A 15,122-nucleotide genomic window follows, 5' to 3' on the forward strand; every position below is an offset into this window, starting at 1 on the left:
TGCAAAACCTACCGCTCGACCTCCGGTTTGACGCGGTAATTGGTATATGCCAATCTCACACCGGCAAATTGGTGTACACCAATTCCTTCCCTGTTCAATGGTGAGAGGCGAAGAATATGGGGTTCGTGGGCGAGCTGCGGGCGTCGTCCCGACTGGGAGTGCTGGTCGGCGGGGCGGCCGCCAGCGTCGGGGTGATCTACGGGTACGACCTGTCCAACATCGCCGGAGCGCTGCTGTTCATCACCGACGAGTTCGGTCTGACCACCCATCAGCAGGAGCTGCTGACCACGGTGGTGGTGATCGGCGAGATCGCGGGCGCGATCGGTGGCGGCATGCTCGCGAACCGGATCGGCCGCAAGTGGTCGATGGTTCTGGTCGCGTCGACCTATGCGGTCTTCGCGTTGCTGGGCGCGCTGTCGACCGCGCTGCCGATGCTGATGGTGGCCCGGTTCCTGCTGGGCATCACGATCGGCATCTCGGTGGTCGTGGTGCCGGTGTTCGTCGCCGAATCCGCGCCCACCCGAATACGCGGCGCGCTGCTGGTGGCCTATCAGGTGACGACCGTGATCGGCATCATCATCGGATATCTCGCGGCGTATCTGCTGGCCGGCTCGCACAGCTGGCGCTGGATGCTGGGCCTGGCTGCGGTGCCCGCGCTGCTCACCACGATTCTCGTGCTGCGCCTGCCCGATACCGCGCGTTGGTATGTGATGAAGGGCCGCACCGAACAGGCCCGGCAGGTGCTGCGGCAGGTCGAGCCGGAGGCCGACACCGAGGCCGCCCTGGCCGAGATCGAGGACAGTCTGCGCTCGGAATCCGGTGGCGCACTGCGGGAGATGCTGCGGCGACCGTATCTGCGGGCGACGGTGTTCGTGGTCGGACTCGGCTTCTTCATCCAGATCACCGGCATCAACGCCATCGTCTACTACAGCCCGCGGCTGTTCGAGGCGATGGGCTTCCGTGGTCATTTCGCACTGCTCGTACTGCCCGCGCTGATCCAGGTCGCGTCGCTGGCCGCGGTGCTGGTCGCGCTCGTGCTGGTCGACCGGCTCGGCCGGCGGCCGATCCTGTTGTCCGGCATCGCGATGATGATCGTGGCGAATATCGTGCTCATCGCGGTCTTCATGGCCGGATCCGAATTCGGCGGTGCGCTGACCGTTTTCGGATTCCTCGGCGTGCTGCTGTTCACCGTCGGCTTCACCTTCGGCTTCGGCGCGCTGGTGTGGGTCTACGCGGGTGAGAGCTTCCCGGCGCGGCTGCGGTCGATGGGCTCGAGCGCGATGCTCACCTCCGATCTGGTGGCCAATGCGATCGTGGCGGCGGTATTCCTGACGCTGCTCCAATCCCTCGGCGGCGCGGGCACATTCGCGGTCTTCGGCGCACTCGCGGTGGCGGGATTCGCCTTCGTGTATCGGTTGGCGCCGGAGACCAAGGGCCGTGGGCTCGAGGAGATCCGGCACTACTGGGACAACGGCGCCCGCTGGCCCGCACCGCTCGACGAAGGTACGCACCGATGACCGCCATCCTCGGTCTGGACATCGGCGGGTCCAAGACGATGGCCCTGCGCGCCGAGGACGGCGTCGTCGTCGCCCAGGCGCGCGCGGGCAGCGCCAATGTGGCCTCGGTCGGTGTGCTCGAGGCCGGACGTCAGCTCGATCTCGTCCTGGAACGGGTCCAGGGCCACGGCGCGCGCATCGTCTGCGCGGGCGCGGCGGGCGCCGACACCCCGGAGGGCCGGGCCCGGCTGCGCGATCTGCTCGCCGAGCGACTGCCCGATGCGATGATCCACGTCGTGCACGACACCGAACTCCTGCTGGCGGCAGCGGGATTGGACGAGGGCGTCGCGCTCATCTCCGGCACCGGATCGGTCGCCTGGGGTCGCCGCGGCGATCAGACCGCGCGCGCGGGCGGCTGGGGTTATCTGCTCGGCGATCAGGGCAGCGGCTACTGGGTGGCGCGCGAGGCGGTCTGCCGCGCGCTGGCCCGGGTCGACCGCGGCCGGCCCGAGGATCGGCTCGGCCGCGCGCTGGCCGCCGAATGCGGACTGCGCTCGACCGAACAACTGCTCGACCATTTCTACAACCACACCGACCGCCGGTACTGGGCTCGGCGCGCCAACATCGTCTTCGATCTGGCCGCGACCGGCGATCCGAGCTGCCGCGCGATCGTCGACGAGGCGGTCGCCCAACTGACCGAACTCGTCGAAACCGTCACGGGCAGACTGTCCTTCGACGGTCCGGTGATCGCGGCGGGCGGGCTGGTGGTCAATCAACCGCTGTTGCATCGGGAGCTGCGCGACAGCCTCGCCGAACGCGGTATCCGCGATCTGCGCGTGCTCGACACCGACCCGGTCAGCGGCGCCTTGCGACTCGCACAGCAGCTGGCGGATCGCGGCGCGCCGGCCTGACCGAACAAGCCATCCACCTCGAGGAGTGACATGACAGATCAGATCAAGCCCGGCGCGCTGATGGCGGCGGAGATCGCCGAACAGCCCGCGGCGTGGCAGCGACTGCTGAGCGAGGGCACCGGCGCGATCCGCGCCGCCGCGGCCCGAATCGCCGAGTACAAGCCGCGATTCGCGCTGTTCGTCGCGCGCGGCACCAGCGATCACGCGGCGCTGTACGGCAAGTATCTGGTGGAGATCCACCACGGTCTGCCCGCCGGACTGGCCTCCCCGTCGACGATGACGATCTACGGCAGCACTCCGGATCTGCGCGATGTCCTGGTGATCGCGGTGAGCCAGTCGGGCGGCTCGCCCGATCTGGTGCAGTCGGTGGAGGTCGCCCGCCGCCAGGGCGCGCTGACCGTGGCGCTCACCAACAATCCGGATTCCGCGCTGGCCGCGGCCGCCGAGATCCATATCGATCTGCTCGCCGGGCCGGAGCTCGCGGTCGCGGCGACCAAGTCTTACACCGCCGAACTGCTCGCGCTGTATCTGATGCTCGACTACGCCCGCGGCGGCGATGGTGCGGGCACCGAGGAGCTGCCCCGCCTAGGCGCGCAGGTGCTCGAATCGGGCGCGGCCCTCGCCGGTGTCGCCGAGCGATACCGCTTCGCGCAGCGCCTGATCACCTCCGCGCGCGGTTATTCCTATCCGACCGCCCGCGAGGCAGCGCTGAAGCTGATGGAGACCTCCTACCTCTCGGCACAGGCGTTCTCGGGTGCGGATCTGCTGCACGGCCCGCTGGCCACCATCGACCCGTCGGTGCCCGTGGTGACGATCGTGCCCGAGGGTGCGGGCGGCAAGGCGATGCTGCCGGTGCTGGCACGCCTGGCCGAACTGCGCGCCGATGTGTTCGGTGTCGGTGCCGCCGAGGCGATTTCGGGTCTGAACGCGGGAATCGTCCTGCCGACCGGCGTTCCCGAACCGCTGTCGCCGCTGCTGGAAATCCTTCCGCTGCAACAACTGGCCTTCCATCTGGCGATCGCGCGCGGCGGCGATCCGGACCGGCCGCGCGGACTGAACAAGGTGACCGAGACGCTGTGACCCTGCTCAGCGCCGGCACTCTCGTGCTGGACGACCGAATCTGCCGCCCCGGCTGGATCGAGTTCGAGGGCCAGCGCATCCGCGCGTGCGGAGCCGGAATCGCCCCCCGCACACCCGATATCGACCTGCCCGAGGCCATCGTCGTCCCCGGTTTCGTCGATATCCATGTACACGGCGGCGGCGGTGCGTCGTATTCGGAGGGCACCGTCTCCGATATCGAGGACGCCGCGCGCTTCCACCTGCGCCACGGCACCACGACGACCCTGGCCAGCCTCGTGACAGCCGCCCCGGAGGAGCTGCTCCGCACGGTGGCGCTGCTCGCGGAGCGGGTCGGTGCGGGCACGCTCGCGGGCATCCATCTCGAGGGACCGTGGCTCAGCCCCGCCCGGCGCGGCGCGCATGCCGAAAACCAGCTGCGCGAACCCGATTCCGCCGAGATCGCCGCCCTGCTCGAGGCCGGGCGCGGCGCGATCGCGATGGTCACCATCGCGCCCGAACTACCCGGCGCGGCGGCCGCGATCGACCGCTTCGTCGACGCGAATGTCGTTGTCGCCGTGGGCCATACCGATGCCACCTATGAGCAGACCCGGACCGCGATCGACGCGGGCGCGACCGTCGGCACCCATGTCTTCAACGCGATGCGGCCGCTGCACCACCGTGAGCCCGGACCCGCACTCGCGCTGCTCGAGGATCCCCGGGTGACCGTCGAACTCATCGCCGACGGCGTGCACATCCATCCGGCCCTGCTGCGAGATCTGGTGTGTGCCACCGGTTCCGAGCGGATCGCCCTGGTCACCGATGCGATGGCCGCCGCGGGCACCCCCGACGGCGCCTACCGCCTCGGCCCGGTCGATGTGACGGTGTCCTGCGGAGTCGCGCATGTGACCGGCACCTCGACCATCGCCGGAAGTACCGCGACCATGGATCGGCTGTTCCGCGCGGCCGTCGAGGCGGCGGGCCCCGATCCCGACGCGGCGCTGCTGGCCGCCGTGCGGATGACCGCGACGACCCCGGCACGCGCGCTGGGCCTCGACGAGGTGGGGTGTCTGCGTGCCGGGCTGCGGGCGGATCTGGTCGTCCTGGATTCCCGGCTGGAACCGGCCGCCGTCATCCATCGTGGCAGCGTGGCCGCCGGACGGCTCGCCCTGCTCGAGGCGTAAATCCGTTGCGTCGCAGGCACCGAGGGCGGGCACCGGGTCGCGCTGGCCAATCGCGACCGGTTCGCCCGAGACCTGTTACCCGGCTTACCACTCGGCATCGCGCGCGGCATCGTCGATGCTAGTGTGCCGGACCGGGTCGCGCGGGCCTTGGCGTTGCCACGTCCCGGTGTGGCGGTCGGTCCGGTCGACGCCGCCCTGCGTGCCCGCCGAATCCTGATGCGGTACCTGCCGTCTCGCACCCAGCCCGTCCCCTTGATCGAGATGAGCCGGGATCGCAGCTACCCCAACGGTTATCGCATCGACGACCTCGGTCCGATGCCCGCGGCCTGTCCGGTCCGGCACGCGGAGTAGCTCATCGACCGGCCTGCTCGCCGATCGCCACCGCCGCCCCCTTCGCGGCGGTGGCGAGATTATGTCCGGCACAACCGATTCGAATCGTCGACGCGGTCACTTGCCGATCTCATCGGCCCCCAGGACGGTCCCGCTCACGGCCGGCGCGATGGAATCGCCGGGGCCCTCGACCGTGCACGCGGTGATGATCGCCGTCGCGGCGGCGAGCGCGGTGGCCTTGACGCGCAAGCCATTTCGGCTCTCGCTCACCGGGATCGGCGTCATCGACAGATAGGCCACCCGCAACCCGAAGCCGCAGGCGAACCAGGCCGGGGCACCCCAGCCGACCAGCACACCCATCGCTCCGCCGAGCACCCCGAGCTCGACGGCGATAGATCCGAACAACTGCGCCAGCAGGCACAGCACCGCACCACATTCCAGCGTCCGAGACCCACAGACGCGCTCGGTAGACACTACGAACTCCTTCCGCGCGTTCCCCCGAAACCGCGTTTCGTCCTCCGTCGACATCGGCGAAGATCGCATCGCGATCGCATATCGCCCGTGCGCACCCGCCACAGCCGCCGGACGACTACCTGGGATGTTCGCACCGCGCCGAGTACCGGCGCGATGGTTTCAATCCAGCCTGAAATGGTCCGCGGCGTGGGCGGACAGCTCGACGGCCCCTTGTCCAGCGTGTTTCCTACCGGAGAACAAGGTCGACGGGAGGGCCGGATCGTCGTAGCGTCGACACGGTGACACCCCCACACGATCTGCCCCGGACCGCGGGCGAGCTGCGGGCGGCCGGCCATCGGCCGCGCGGCGTGAAGGCCGAGATCCGGGAGAATCTGCTGGACCTGCTCGGATCCGGCGGCGACCCCTGGCCCGGCATCGTCGGATTCGACCGGACCGTGCTGCCGCAGCTGGAGCGGGCGCTGCTGGCCGGGCACGACGTCGTCCTGCTCGGTGAGCGCGGCCAGGGCAAGACGCGACTGCTGCGCACGCTGATCGGCCTGCTCGACGAATGGTCGCCCGTCATCGCGGGCGCCGAACTCGGTGAACATCCGCTCGATCCGATCAGCCCGCTCGGTAAGCGCATGGCCGCCGAACTCGGCGACGATCTGCCGGTCGCCTGGCGCCATCGCACGGAACGCTATGCGGAGAAGCTCGCCACGCCCGATACCTCCGTCGGCGATCTGATCGGCGATGTCGACCCGGTCAAGGTCGCCGAGGGACGCAGCCTGGGCGATCCGGAGACCATCCACTTCGGGCTCGTACCGCGCGCGCACCGCGGCATCGTCGCCATCAACGAGCTGCCCGATCTGGCGGAACGGATCCAGGTCGCGCTGCTGAATGTCATGGAGGAGCGCGATATTCAGGTACGCGGCTACACCCTGCGCCTGCCGCTGGACGTGCTGCTGGTCGCCACCGCCAATCCGGAGGACTACACCAACCGCGGCCGGATCATCACCCCGCTGAAGGACCGCTTCGGCGCGGAGATCCGCACCCACTATCCGCTCAGCGTGGATACCGAGGTGGATCTGGTCCGCCAGGAGGCCGAGCTCGTGGCCGAGGTGGGCGATCCGCTGATCGAGGTGCTCGCCCGATTCGTGCGGCAGCTGCGCGAATCGCCCGCGATCGATCAACGTTCCGGTGTGTCGGCCCGATTCGCGGTGGCCGCCGCCGAGACCGTTGCCGCCGCCGCGCTGCGCCGCTCCGCCCTCACCGGCGAACGCCCGGCCGTCGCGCGCCCGATCGATCTCGAATCCGTCCCCGCGGTGCTGCGCGGCAAGCTCGAATTCGAATCCGGTGAGGAGGGCCGCGAACAGGAACATCTCACCCATCTGCTGCGCCGCTCGTTCGCCGAGACCGCACGCGGTCGCCTCGGCGGGTTGAATCTGCGGCCGCTGGTCGAGGCGCTCGGCGACGGCGCCATGGTCACCACGGGTGAGCGGGTGCCAGGGGCGGAAATGCTCGCGGCGCTGCCCGAACTGCCGATCCTGCACGAGGTGGCCGGGCGGCTCGGCGTCGCCGCCACCGATCCGCCGCCCCGGATCGCCTCGGCGGTCGAATTCGCGCTGGAGTCACTGTATTTGGCCCGCAAGGTCGCCAAGGATTCCGACGACGGCACGGCGGTGTACGGGCCGTGACCACCGACCGCTACGCCTACGGCCCGTATCACGACGGGCCGGATCCCCTTGCGCCCCCGCTGGATCTGCGCGAGGCGCTCGATCACATCGGGCGCGATGTGATGGAGGGCAGCTCGCCGCGCAGTGCCCTGGAGGAGCTGCTGCGGCGCGGGCTGCGCGACACCCGCGGTCTCGACGAGCTGACCCGGCGGCTGTGGCAGCGCCGCGCGGAGATCACCCGTCGACACCGTCTGGACGGCACGCTGCAACAGGTCAGGGAGCTGCTGGACGAGGCGGTGACCGCCGAGCGCACCGCCCTGTTCCCCGACCCGTCCGATGACGCCCGCTTCGCCGAGGCGCAGCTGGACGCGCTACCGCCGAGCACGGCCGCGGCGGTCAGCGAATTGGCCGAGTACCCCTGGCGTTCGGAGACCGGTCGCGAGAACTACCGGAAGATCCGGGACCTGCTCGGCCGAGAGCTGCTGGATTCCCGCTTCCAGGGCATGAAACAGGCCCTGCGCAATACCGGTCCCGAAGATGTCGAGCGGATCCGGCAGATGATGTCGGACCTGAACGACCTGCTCGCCGCGCATGCGCGCGGCGACGATACCGAGCAGCGGTTCGCCGAATTCATGGCTCGCCATGGTGAGTTCTTCCCGGAGAATCCGCGCGATACCGACGAGCTGATCGATGCGCTGGCCGCCCGCGCCGCCGCCGCGCAGCGCATGCTGAATTCGATGTCGGCCCAGCAGCGCGCCGAACTGGAGGAGCTGATCGGCCAGGCATTCGGCGATCCCCGGCTGGCGCAACAGATTTCGGCGCTGGACACGAATCTGCGATCGCTGCGGCCCGGTGAGGACTGGGAATCGGCGCAGCGGTTCCGGGGCGAGGATCCGCTCGGGCTCGGCGAGGGCGCCCAGGCGCTGCAGGATCTCGCCGAATTGGATGCGCTGGCAGAGCAATTGGGCCAGTCCTATCCCGGCGCCCGGCTCGAGGATATCGACCTGGACGCGCTGGCCCGCCAGCTCGGCGACGAGGCACGCGTGGACGCGGCCCGGCTGGCCGAACTCGAGCGCGAACTGCGCCGCCAAGGGCTGTTCGAGCGCGCGCCCGACGGCTCGCTTCGATTGACGCCCAAGGCATTACGACGACTCGGCGAGGTGGCGCTGCGTAATATCGTGGGCCAGTTGCGATCTCGACGGGGCCAGCGGGATACCGCCCTGGCGGGTGCGGCGGGCGAGCCGACGGGCGCCTCGCGGGCCTGGCAGTTCGGCGATACCGAGCCGTGGGATGTGCCGCGGACCGTGCGCAATGCCGTACTGCGCTCGGCCTCGACGGGCGGGCGCACCGTGACCCTGGACGTCTCCGACGTCGAGATCATGGAGACCGAACAGCGGTCCCGGGCGGCGGTGGCGCTCTGCGTGGACACCTCCTGGTCGATGGTGCAGGACGGGCGCTGGGTACCGATGAAGCGCACGGCGCTGGCCCTGCAGCATCTGGTCGCCACCCGATTCCGTTCCGACGCACTGAGTCTGATCACCTTCGGCCGCCACGCCACGACCGTCGACATCGGCGAGCTCACCGGCCTCGAGCCGGTGTGGGAACAGGGCACGAATCTGCACCATGCCCTGCTGCTGGCCGCCCGGCACGTCCGCCGCCACCCCGACGCCGTACCGGTCGTACTCGTCGTCACCGATGGTGAGCCCACGGCCCATCTGGAACCCAGCGGCGAGGCCTACTTCAACTGGCCACCCGAACCGCGCACCCTCGCCGTCACCATGAGCCAGGTCGACGCCCTCGCCAAACTCGGCGCTTCGATCACGGTCTTCATGCTCGGCGAGGACCCCCGCCTGGCCGCCTTCGTCGACCTGGTGGCCCGCCGCAGCGGCGGCCGGGTCGTCGCCCCCGACCTCGACGGCCTGGGCACGGCCGTGGTCAGCGACTACCTCCGAGCCCGCCGATAGCCCACGCGACATGCCGCCGCCGAAGCACGCCTTCGGCGGCGAGCCGGACTTGAATGACCTACATGACCGCCTCCCGCAAGTTCTGCCTGATCGTCGCGATCGCGATCGCGGCAAGCCTGCCGACGCTCGCGGCAGCCGACCCCGGCCCCACCCCACCCGCCGCCCCGCCGACCGCCTCGCAACTCACCCTGTACATCAAGGCAACCCGGGACACGAGAGTGGCATTGGGCGAGAAACTCCCCCTGACCGGGGAATTCCCCATCGAAGCCGCACCAACCGACAGCATCAGAAACGTCAAGACCAAGATCGACGCCCAATACGAGATCTCCCCCAACCACCAACGCCTCACCCAGGACGGCAATACCCTCGAAGACAGCCGCAGCCTGCTCTCCTACAACATCACCAGCGACACCCACCTCCTCTTACAGGTGGTCTGACGCGGCACGCGTCGCGATGTACTCCCGCAGCCTGGATACGACCGGAGTCGGCCGATACGCACCACCCACCAGCCCGATGCTGCGGCGCCGGCGACCGGTCAGCGCCACGGCGACGAGTTCGGGATGCGCGAGTTCGGGAGTCGGCAGCAGCGCGATCCCGAGTCCATGGCCGACCAGCGCGCGCAAGGTATCGAATTCGGTGATCTCGAAAACCACACGCGGTTCGAAACCCGCTGCCGCACACCAGGAGTCGAGCAACTGCCGCAGGTGATAGCTCGGCGGATTGGCGACGAACGGTTCCGCGGCCAGCTCCGCGAGATCGACCCGCTTACGTCCGGCGAGCCGATGCCCACGCGCCACGTAGAGGTGAATGTCCTGATATCCCAGGACGATCGCGGGCGGATCATCGGGCGCGGGAATCATCACCGCCAGATCCAGGCGGCCGTCGCGAATCTGCTCGGCGAGCGCCTCCCCATGCGCCTGCACGAGATGGAGCCGGATCCGCGGCGCCGCGGCATGGAATTCGGCCAGCAGGCCGGGCATGCTGATCGGTCCGAGGCTGAGCGGGAATCCGAATCGCACCAGCCCGGCCTCGGGATCGGCGTGCCCTCGGACAACATCCACCGCATCGCCCAAGGCCCGCAACGGTTCTCGCATGCGTTCGAATAGTTCTCGCCCCGCCGGCGTCAGGGCGACCCGACGGCCCACGGGCTGGAACAGCGATACCCCGAGCGCCTGCTCCAGCGCCTTGAGTCGCCGGCTCAGCGACGACTGCGGCACGCCCAGCAGATCCGCGGCCCTGGTGATGTGCTGTTCGCCCGCGGCGGCCTCGAATGCCGCCAGCAGTGGTGCGAACGCCTCGACGCCGGTCGCCTCGTATTCATCCACATTCGGATCATAAAGGCGCCGTTCTTGTATTGGACGGATGGGTTCGGGCGCGGCGACAATGGCCCCGAGACGGCCATGACAGGGAGGTCACGAATGTCGGATACCCATGAGATCCACGATGTCGTGCTGATCGGCGGCGGCATCATGTCGGCCACGCTCGGCGCACTGCTCACCAGGCTGCGGCCCGACTGGTCCGTGGTGCTCTACGAGCGGCTCGACGAACTCGCCGGAGAGAGTTCGCAGGCCTGGAACAACGCGGGCACCGGACATTCCGGACTCTGCGAGCTGAACTACATGCCGGATCCGGCCGATTCGAGCAGGGCCGAGGAAATCGCGCGGCAGTTCCACCTCTCGCGACAGTTCTGGGCGTCCCTGGTCACCGAGGGGCGACTGCCGGACCCGACGCGGTTCGTGCGAGCGGCGCCGCATCTGGACGTGGTGTTCGGTGAACGCGATATCGCCTATCTGCGTGCGCGTTTCGAGACCCTGCGCAAGCTACCGGCGTTCGCGGCGATGCGCTACAGCCGCGATCCCGAGACGATCGCCCGATGGGCGCCGCTGATCATGGCAGGCCGTGATCGCCGAGAACCCGTGGCGGCCACCCGATACGAGGCCGGAACCGATATCGACTTCGGGGCGCTCACGCGCGCACTCGCGGACCTGATGACCGACGCCGGGGCGCGGATCCGGACCGGGCACGAGGTCATCGCCCTGCGCCGCGGCCCCGACGGTATCTGGTCGGTGCGGGTTATGGATCGAAATACCAAGCGCCACACGGTTGTTCGCGCCCGATTCGTATTCGTGGGAGCGGGTGGATACGCACTGAAGCTGCTGCAGCGGGCCCGCCTTCCCGAGGTTCGCGGTTACGCCGTCTTCCCGTTCGGCGCCCGGTTCCTGCGTACCGACGATCCGGAACTGGTGCGGCGGCACGACGCGAAGGTCTACGGTCGCGCCGCGCTCGGCGCGCCGCCGATGTCGGTGCCGCATCTGGACCGGCGGTTCGTCAACGGCCGGGAATCGCTGCTGTTCGGGCCCTACGCGACATTCAGCACCAGACTGCTCACTCGTGGCCGGCTCGTGGATCTGTTCACCACGCTGCGGCCGCACAATGTCGCGGTCCTGCTCACCGCCGGGCTGCGGAACCTGGGACTGGTTCGCTATCTGATCGGTCAGCTGCTGTCCACGCGCCGCGCAAGATTCGCCGAGCTGCAACGATTCTGCCCCGATGCCGATCCGGCGGACTGGTATCCGATCCAGGCGGGTCAGCGCGCGCAACTGGTCAAGCCCGACGCACACCGGATCGGCGTGCTCACCTTCGGCACCGAACTGGTCACCGGCGCGGACGGCACGATTGCCGGACTGCTCGGCGCCTCCCCGGGCGCGTCCACCGCCCCGGCGATCATGGTCGAACTGCTCGCCCGCTGCTTCCCGGGGCATGCCGCGGAATGGGAATCGACTCTGCACGCGCTCATGCCCGGGCTCGCGAGTCCCGGCGATGCCGATCGGCGGACCGTCGAGGACATGCTGTCCTGGACCGGGGCGCGGCTGCGCTTGGCGTAGTGGCGGATACTGGGGTGATGATCGACGGTGAGAAGCTCGAGCCGCAGTTGGTGAGTGCGCTCGGGAGTGTGATCGGTAACGAGCCGTGTGCGACCGCGGGGGAGTTCCGGTTCAGCTTTGCCGGGCAGCGGTGGGAGTGGTCGGACGAGTTGGCGCGGATGCACGGATATGAGCCGGGGGCCGTGGAGCCGACCACCGAACTGCTGCTGTCGCATCAGCATCCCGATGATCGGGCAACCGTCGAAACGCTGATTCATAAGATCGTCGAGTCGTCCGAGCCGTTCTGCAGTCGGCATCGGATCATCGACACCGCGGGCGACACCCGTGAGGTGATCGTGATCGCCGATTACGACACCGCCGACGACGGGAGCGTCATCGGCACCGTCGGGTACTACATCGAGCTCACCGGCATCCTCGGCGAGGAGCGCAACGATGTCATCGACGAGGTCATCCCGGATCTGGTCGATGCGCGCGCACCGATCGAGCAGGCCAAGGGAATCCTGTCGCTGATCTACGAACTGGATCCCGAGCGGGCCTTCGCGGTGCTGCGGTGGCGTTCCCAGTACACCAACGTCAAGCTCCGCGATCTGGCCGTGCAATTGGTGCGGGACGCGCGGCACCTGGAACCGAACCGGGCGGGGCTGCGGATCCGCTTCGACCACATCCTGCTGACGTTGCACGAGCGAGTGCCGCAGCCGTAGCGCGGATCGGACACGGCGCGACTCGGCAAATACATTGTGACCGAGGATCAATCGATTACCGTTCCGGTACAGCACGACGAGGTGCGCATAGAGCGGGAACTCATTACCGAGCCGCAGCGCTGACCGGCGCCTGCCGAATACGTCACCCCCTCTTGGACAGTGCCCCAGGGCACTCGGATCCGGGGTGGCAGGCCGACGGAGATCTTCGTCCGTACCCTGCGCGGCTTGCCCGCACCGGGCGAAGCTCCGTCGGCCGATCATCGGTCCGGCCGGATCGGGCCGTGGACCTAGCGTCGGTCCGCGAGATCGGCGAGGGCCTGGGCCCAGCCGTCGAGGCGATCGGCGGCATCGCGCAGATTCTCCAGCGCCCAGCCGAGATCGTCGGGCAGCGCCGGGGATTCGGGGACGGCCAGGACGCGGCCGGCGGCGGCGACCAGTTCCTCGAATTCGGCGACACCGTTCCCCAGCCGCTCCACCGAGGCGCGGATATGGTCGGCCAGTCCCGGGCCCGCGATCGACTTGACCTGTGCGATAACGCCGACCGCCCGTTCCATGGCGATCACGTCGGCGGCCAGCGCGTGCAGCGCGGCCGCGCCGGAACCGGCGGTCTCCAGGGTGTCGATCACATCGTCGGCGGGCAGTCGACCGCCGCGGGCGATCTGGCGGCCCAGGATGTGCAGGGCGCGTTCGGCGCGCACCAGCCGGGCGATCGGGGCGCGCGCGGCCGAGCGGACCGGCGGCAGCTTGCGCGGCACGAACGCCGCGTCCGGCAAGGGATTGCGGCGCAGATCCAGATAGCGCCGCGTGGTCACTGCCGCACCGGTCACCAGCGCCGCCGCCCCGCTGCCCACCACCAGCACCGCCCATACCGGCGCCGACATCAACACCAGCCCGGCGGTCCCCAGCGCGGTGATGCCCGAGGCCGCCCCCAACCGCAGGCTTCGCCGCCGCACTCGCCGACGCCGCCGCAGTTCTCGTTCCCGCGGATCGGCCCAGGTCCGCACCGCGTGGAAGACGTGCTCCCCCGCGTCGCGCAGACCGTCCGACAATCGCCGCGCCTGCTCGAGCGACTCCTCTTGAATCCCGCTCTCCCTCAACACATCCCGCACAAATCGCCCGGCCCCGCGCTCTGCGGCCGCCTGCCGACCGGCACGCTCGCGCGCGCTGCCTTCGCTGCGATCGTGTTCGGAATCGGGGGCGGGGGCGGGGAATCCGCGGCGGTCACCAGCCGAATCAGTGCGGGGCGCGGACGTTCTCCGCCCGCCCGCCGAAGCCTCGCCCGGGACCTGCCCGGTGCTACGCCGCTGTCCCCGGGCTGCCGGGTCCCCGGTCGCGCGACTCGCCCGCGAAGGGCTCGAATTCTCTTCCGGCACTCGCGAAGTGGGATCGGAAGGGGCCGCCGGGGCATCCAATCGCGGTGCGCGGATATCCGGCGCGCCGACGGGCGATTCGATGGGATCGGCCTGCGGTTGGGGACGGAAACCGGTGGGGAACAGTGCCTTCCAGGCCGGGCGCTGGCCCGCCTCCGGCTGCGGGGGCGGGGCCGCGGGCCGGGGGCGGGCACGGGTGGTCGCGGACTCCACGCGGGTCCGCGATTTCCCCATCACACCAACGCCTTTCGAAGCGGTGCCGCGTTACTGCTGGGCGGCCTGGCCCTTGTTGACCTGGGTCGGGGCGGCCGGATTCGGGATGGCCTGCTGCGCGTCGCCCGCGGGCAGGGCGTCGCCACGCATGGAGGCACGGATCTGCTCGAGGCGGTTGTGGCCGGCCATCTGGATGCTCGCCTGCTGGACCTCCATCATGCGGCCCTGCACCGTGTTCTGCGCCAGCTCGGCGGCACCGAGCGCGTTGGCGTAGCGGCGCTCGATCTTCTCGCGCACCACGTCCAGGCTCGGGGTGGTGCCCGGCGCCGAGAGGGTCGAATCCATCTGCTGCAGCGAGGCCGACACCTGCTCCTGCATCTTGGCCTGCTCGAGCTGGGACAGCAGCTTGGTGCGCTCGGCGACCTTCTGCTGCAGCAGCATCGCGTTCTGCTCGACCGCCTTCTTGGCCTGCGCGGCGGCCTGCAGCGACTGGTCGTGCAGCACCTTCAGATCCTCGACGGCCTGCTCGGCGGTGACCAGCTGAGCGGCGAACGCCTCGGCGGCGTTGGTGTACTGGATCGCCTTGTCGGTATCGCCGGCGCCCGTGGCCTGATCGGCGAGCATGACCGCCTGACGCGCGTTGGCGTTGAGCTTCTCGACCTCGTCGAGTTGACGGTTCAGCTTCATCTCCAGCTGGCGCTGGTTACCGATCACCGAGGCGGCCTGCTGCGACAGGGCCTGGTGCTGACGCTGGGCTTCCTCGATAGCCTGCTGAATCTGGACCTTCGGATCCGCGTGCTCCTCGATCTTGGAATCGAAGAGGGCCATGAGGTACTTCCAGGCCTTGACGAACGGATTAGCCATCGATTGATCCCGCCTCCATCTG

Annotated in this window: 14 protein-coding genes and 1 pseudogene; 11 read left to right on the forward strand and 4 right to left on the reverse strand. The window is 69.4% G+C overall.

Features of this window, described 5'->3' with window-relative positions:
* Positions 1-116 precede the first annotated feature (116 nt).
* The 5 genes from ACIA76_RS21910 to ACIA76_RS21930 all read left to right on the forward strand — a co-directional run bounded on the left by ACIA76_RS21910 (position 117) and on the right by ACIA76_RS21930 (position 4,998).
* Positions 117-1,517, forward strand: coding sequence for a sugar porter family MFS transporter (locus tag ACIA76_RS21910; RefSeq protein WP_397153686.1), 1,401 nt, complete (start codon positions 117-119; stop codon positions 1,515-1,517).
* Complete coding sequence (locus tag ACIA76_RS21915; protein WP_397153687.1) at positions 1,514-2,407, forward strand: N-acetylglucosamine kinase; 894 nt, start codon at positions 1,514-1,516, stop codon at positions 2,405-2,407. Before ACIA76_RS21910 ends, ACIA76_RS21915 begins: the two co-directional genes overlap by 4 nt.
* Before the next feature lie 60 nt (positions 2,408-2,467).
* Entirely contained in the window at positions 2,468-3,487 is a 1,020-nt protein-coding gene (locus ACIA76_RS21920; RefSeq protein WP_397153866.1) for an SIS domain-containing protein, read from the forward strand.
* Positions 3,484-4,647: an N-acetylglucosamine-6-phosphate deacetylase gene (nagA, locus tag ACIA76_RS21925; RefSeq protein ID WP_397153688.1), complete on the forward strand. Its 1,164-nt coding sequence runs from the start codon at positions 3,484-3,486 to the stop codon at positions 4,645-4,647. Before ACIA76_RS21920 ends, nagA begins: the two co-directional genes overlap by 4 nt.
* Before the next feature lie 123 nt (positions 4,648-4,770).
* Positions 4,771-4,998 carry a hypothetical protein gene (locus ACIA76_RS21930; protein ID WP_397153689.1) on the forward strand — a complete coding sequence of 76 codons (228 nt, stop codon included), beginning with the start codon at positions 4,771-4,773 and terminating at the stop codon, positions 4,996-4,998.
* Between the two features lie 96 nt (positions 4,999-5,094).
* Here the strand turns inward: ACIA76_RS21930 and ACIA76_RS21935 are convergent, their stop codons facing one another.
* Positions 5,095-5,451: a hypothetical protein gene (locus tag ACIA76_RS21935; RefSeq protein WP_397153690.1), complete on the reverse strand. Its 357-nt coding sequence runs from the start codon at positions 5,449-5,451 to the stop codon at positions 5,095-5,097.
* 278 nt (positions 5,452-5,729) lie between these two features.
* Here ACIA76_RS21935 and ACIA76_RS21940 point away from each other — a divergent pair, with 278 nt between their 5' ends.
* The 3 genes from ACIA76_RS21940 (at position 5,730) to ACIA76_RS21950 (ending at position 9,504) form a co-directional block, all read left to right on the forward strand.
* The gene (locus ACIA76_RS21940; protein WP_397153691.1) at positions 5,730-7,124 is read left to right on the forward strand and encodes an ATP-binding protein; all 1,395 of its coding nucleotides are present in this window, start codon (positions 5,730-5,732) and stop codon (positions 7,122-7,124) included.
* Positions 7,121-9,067 (forward strand): VWA domain-containing protein, encoded by a 1,947-nt coding sequence (locus tag ACIA76_RS21945; RefSeq protein ID WP_397153692.1) that lies wholly within the window; start codon positions 7,121-7,123, stop codon positions 9,065-9,067. The genes ACIA76_RS21940 and ACIA76_RS21945 overlap by 4 nt, the downstream gene beginning before the upstream one ends.
* 62 nt (positions 9,068-9,129) lie before the next feature.
* Positions 9,130-9,504 (forward strand): ubiquitin-like protein, encoded by a 375-nt coding sequence (locus ACIA76_RS21950; RefSeq protein WP_397153693.1) that lies wholly within the window; start codon positions 9,130-9,132, stop codon positions 9,502-9,504.
* On the opposite strand, the gene ACIA76_RS21955 is transcribed toward ACIA76_RS21950, so the two are convergent.
* Entirely contained in the window at positions 9,490-10,392 is a 903-nt protein-coding gene (locus ACIA76_RS21955) for a LysR family transcriptional regulator (RefSeq protein ID WP_397153694.1), read from the reverse strand. The two genes, ACIA76_RS21950 and ACIA76_RS21955, sit on opposite strands and share 15 nt — an antisense overlap.
* A 93-nt stretch (positions 10,393-10,485) precedes the next feature.
* Between ACIA76_RS21955 and mqo the strand changes: the two genes are divergently transcribed.
* From mqo to ACIA76_RS21970, 3 genes and pseudogenes are all read left to right on the forward strand, one after another.
* A complete protein-coding gene (mqo, locus tag ACIA76_RS21960) occupies positions 10,486-11,952 on the forward strand; it encodes a malate dehydrogenase (quinone) (protein ID WP_397153695.1) in 1,467 nt (488 codons plus the stop codon).
* A gap of 17 nt (positions 11,953-11,969) precedes the next feature.
* On the forward strand, positions 11,970-12,653 hold the full coding sequence (locus ACIA76_RS21965; RefSeq protein ID WP_397153696.1) for a PAS and ANTAR domain-containing protein: 684 nt from the start codon (positions 11,970-11,972) through the stop codon (positions 12,651-12,653).
* 21 nt (positions 12,654-12,674) lie between these two features.
* Positions 12,675-12,776: pseudogene (locus ACIA76_RS21970) on the forward strand (DUF2382 domain-containing protein); the annotation flags it as partial.
* A gap of 164 nt (positions 12,777-12,940) precedes the next feature.
* Here ACIA76_RS21970 and ACIA76_RS21975 read toward each other — a convergent pair.
* Both ACIA76_RS21975 and ACIA76_RS21980 read right to left on the reverse strand, forming a co-directional pair.
* Positions 12,941-13,753 (reverse strand): hypothetical protein, encoded by an 813-nt coding sequence (locus ACIA76_RS21975; protein WP_397153697.1) that lies wholly within the window; start codon positions 13,751-13,753, stop codon positions 12,941-12,943.
* 534 nt (positions 13,754-14,287) lie between these two features.
* Complete coding sequence (locus ACIA76_RS21980; RefSeq protein ID WP_397153698.1) at positions 14,288-15,100, reverse strand: PspA/IM30 family protein; 813 nt, start codon at positions 15,098-15,100, stop codon at positions 14,288-14,290.
* Positions 15,101-15,122: the final 22 nt, after the last annotated feature.

The organism is Nocardia sp. NPDC051570, from assembly GCF_044454005.1.
GTDB lineage: Bacteria > Actinomycetota > Actinomycetes > Mycobacteriales > Mycobacteriaceae > Nocardia.

Coding starts and splice junctions, on each gene's coding strand:
- ACIA76_RS21910 (WP_397153686.1), top strand. CDS start 117: ATGGGGTTCGTGGGCGAGCTGCGGGCGTCGTCCCGACTGGGAGTGCTG.
- ACIA76_RS21915 (WP_397153687.1), top strand. CDS start 1,514: ATGACCGCCATCCTCGGTCTGGACATCGGCGGGTCCAAGACGATGGCC.
- ACIA76_RS21920 (WP_397153866.1), top strand. CDS start 2,468: ATGGCGGCGGAGATCGCCGAACAGCCCGCGGCGTGGCAGCGACTGCTG.
- ACIA76_RS21950 (WP_397153693.1), top strand. CDS start 9,130: ATGACCGCCTCCCGCAAGTTCTGCCTGATCGTCGCGATCGCGATCGCG.
- mqo (WP_397153695.1), top strand. CDS start 10,486: ATGTCGGATACCCATGAGATCCACGATGTCGTGCTGATCGGCGGCGGC.
- ACIA76_RS21965 (WP_397153696.1), top strand. CDS start 11,970: ATGATCGACGGTGAGAAGCTCGAGCCGCAGTTGGTGAGTGCGCTCGGG.
- ACIA76_RS21980 (WP_397153698.1), bottom strand. CDS start 15,100: ATGGCTAATCCGTTCGTCAAGGCCTGGAAGTACCTCATGGCCCTCTTC.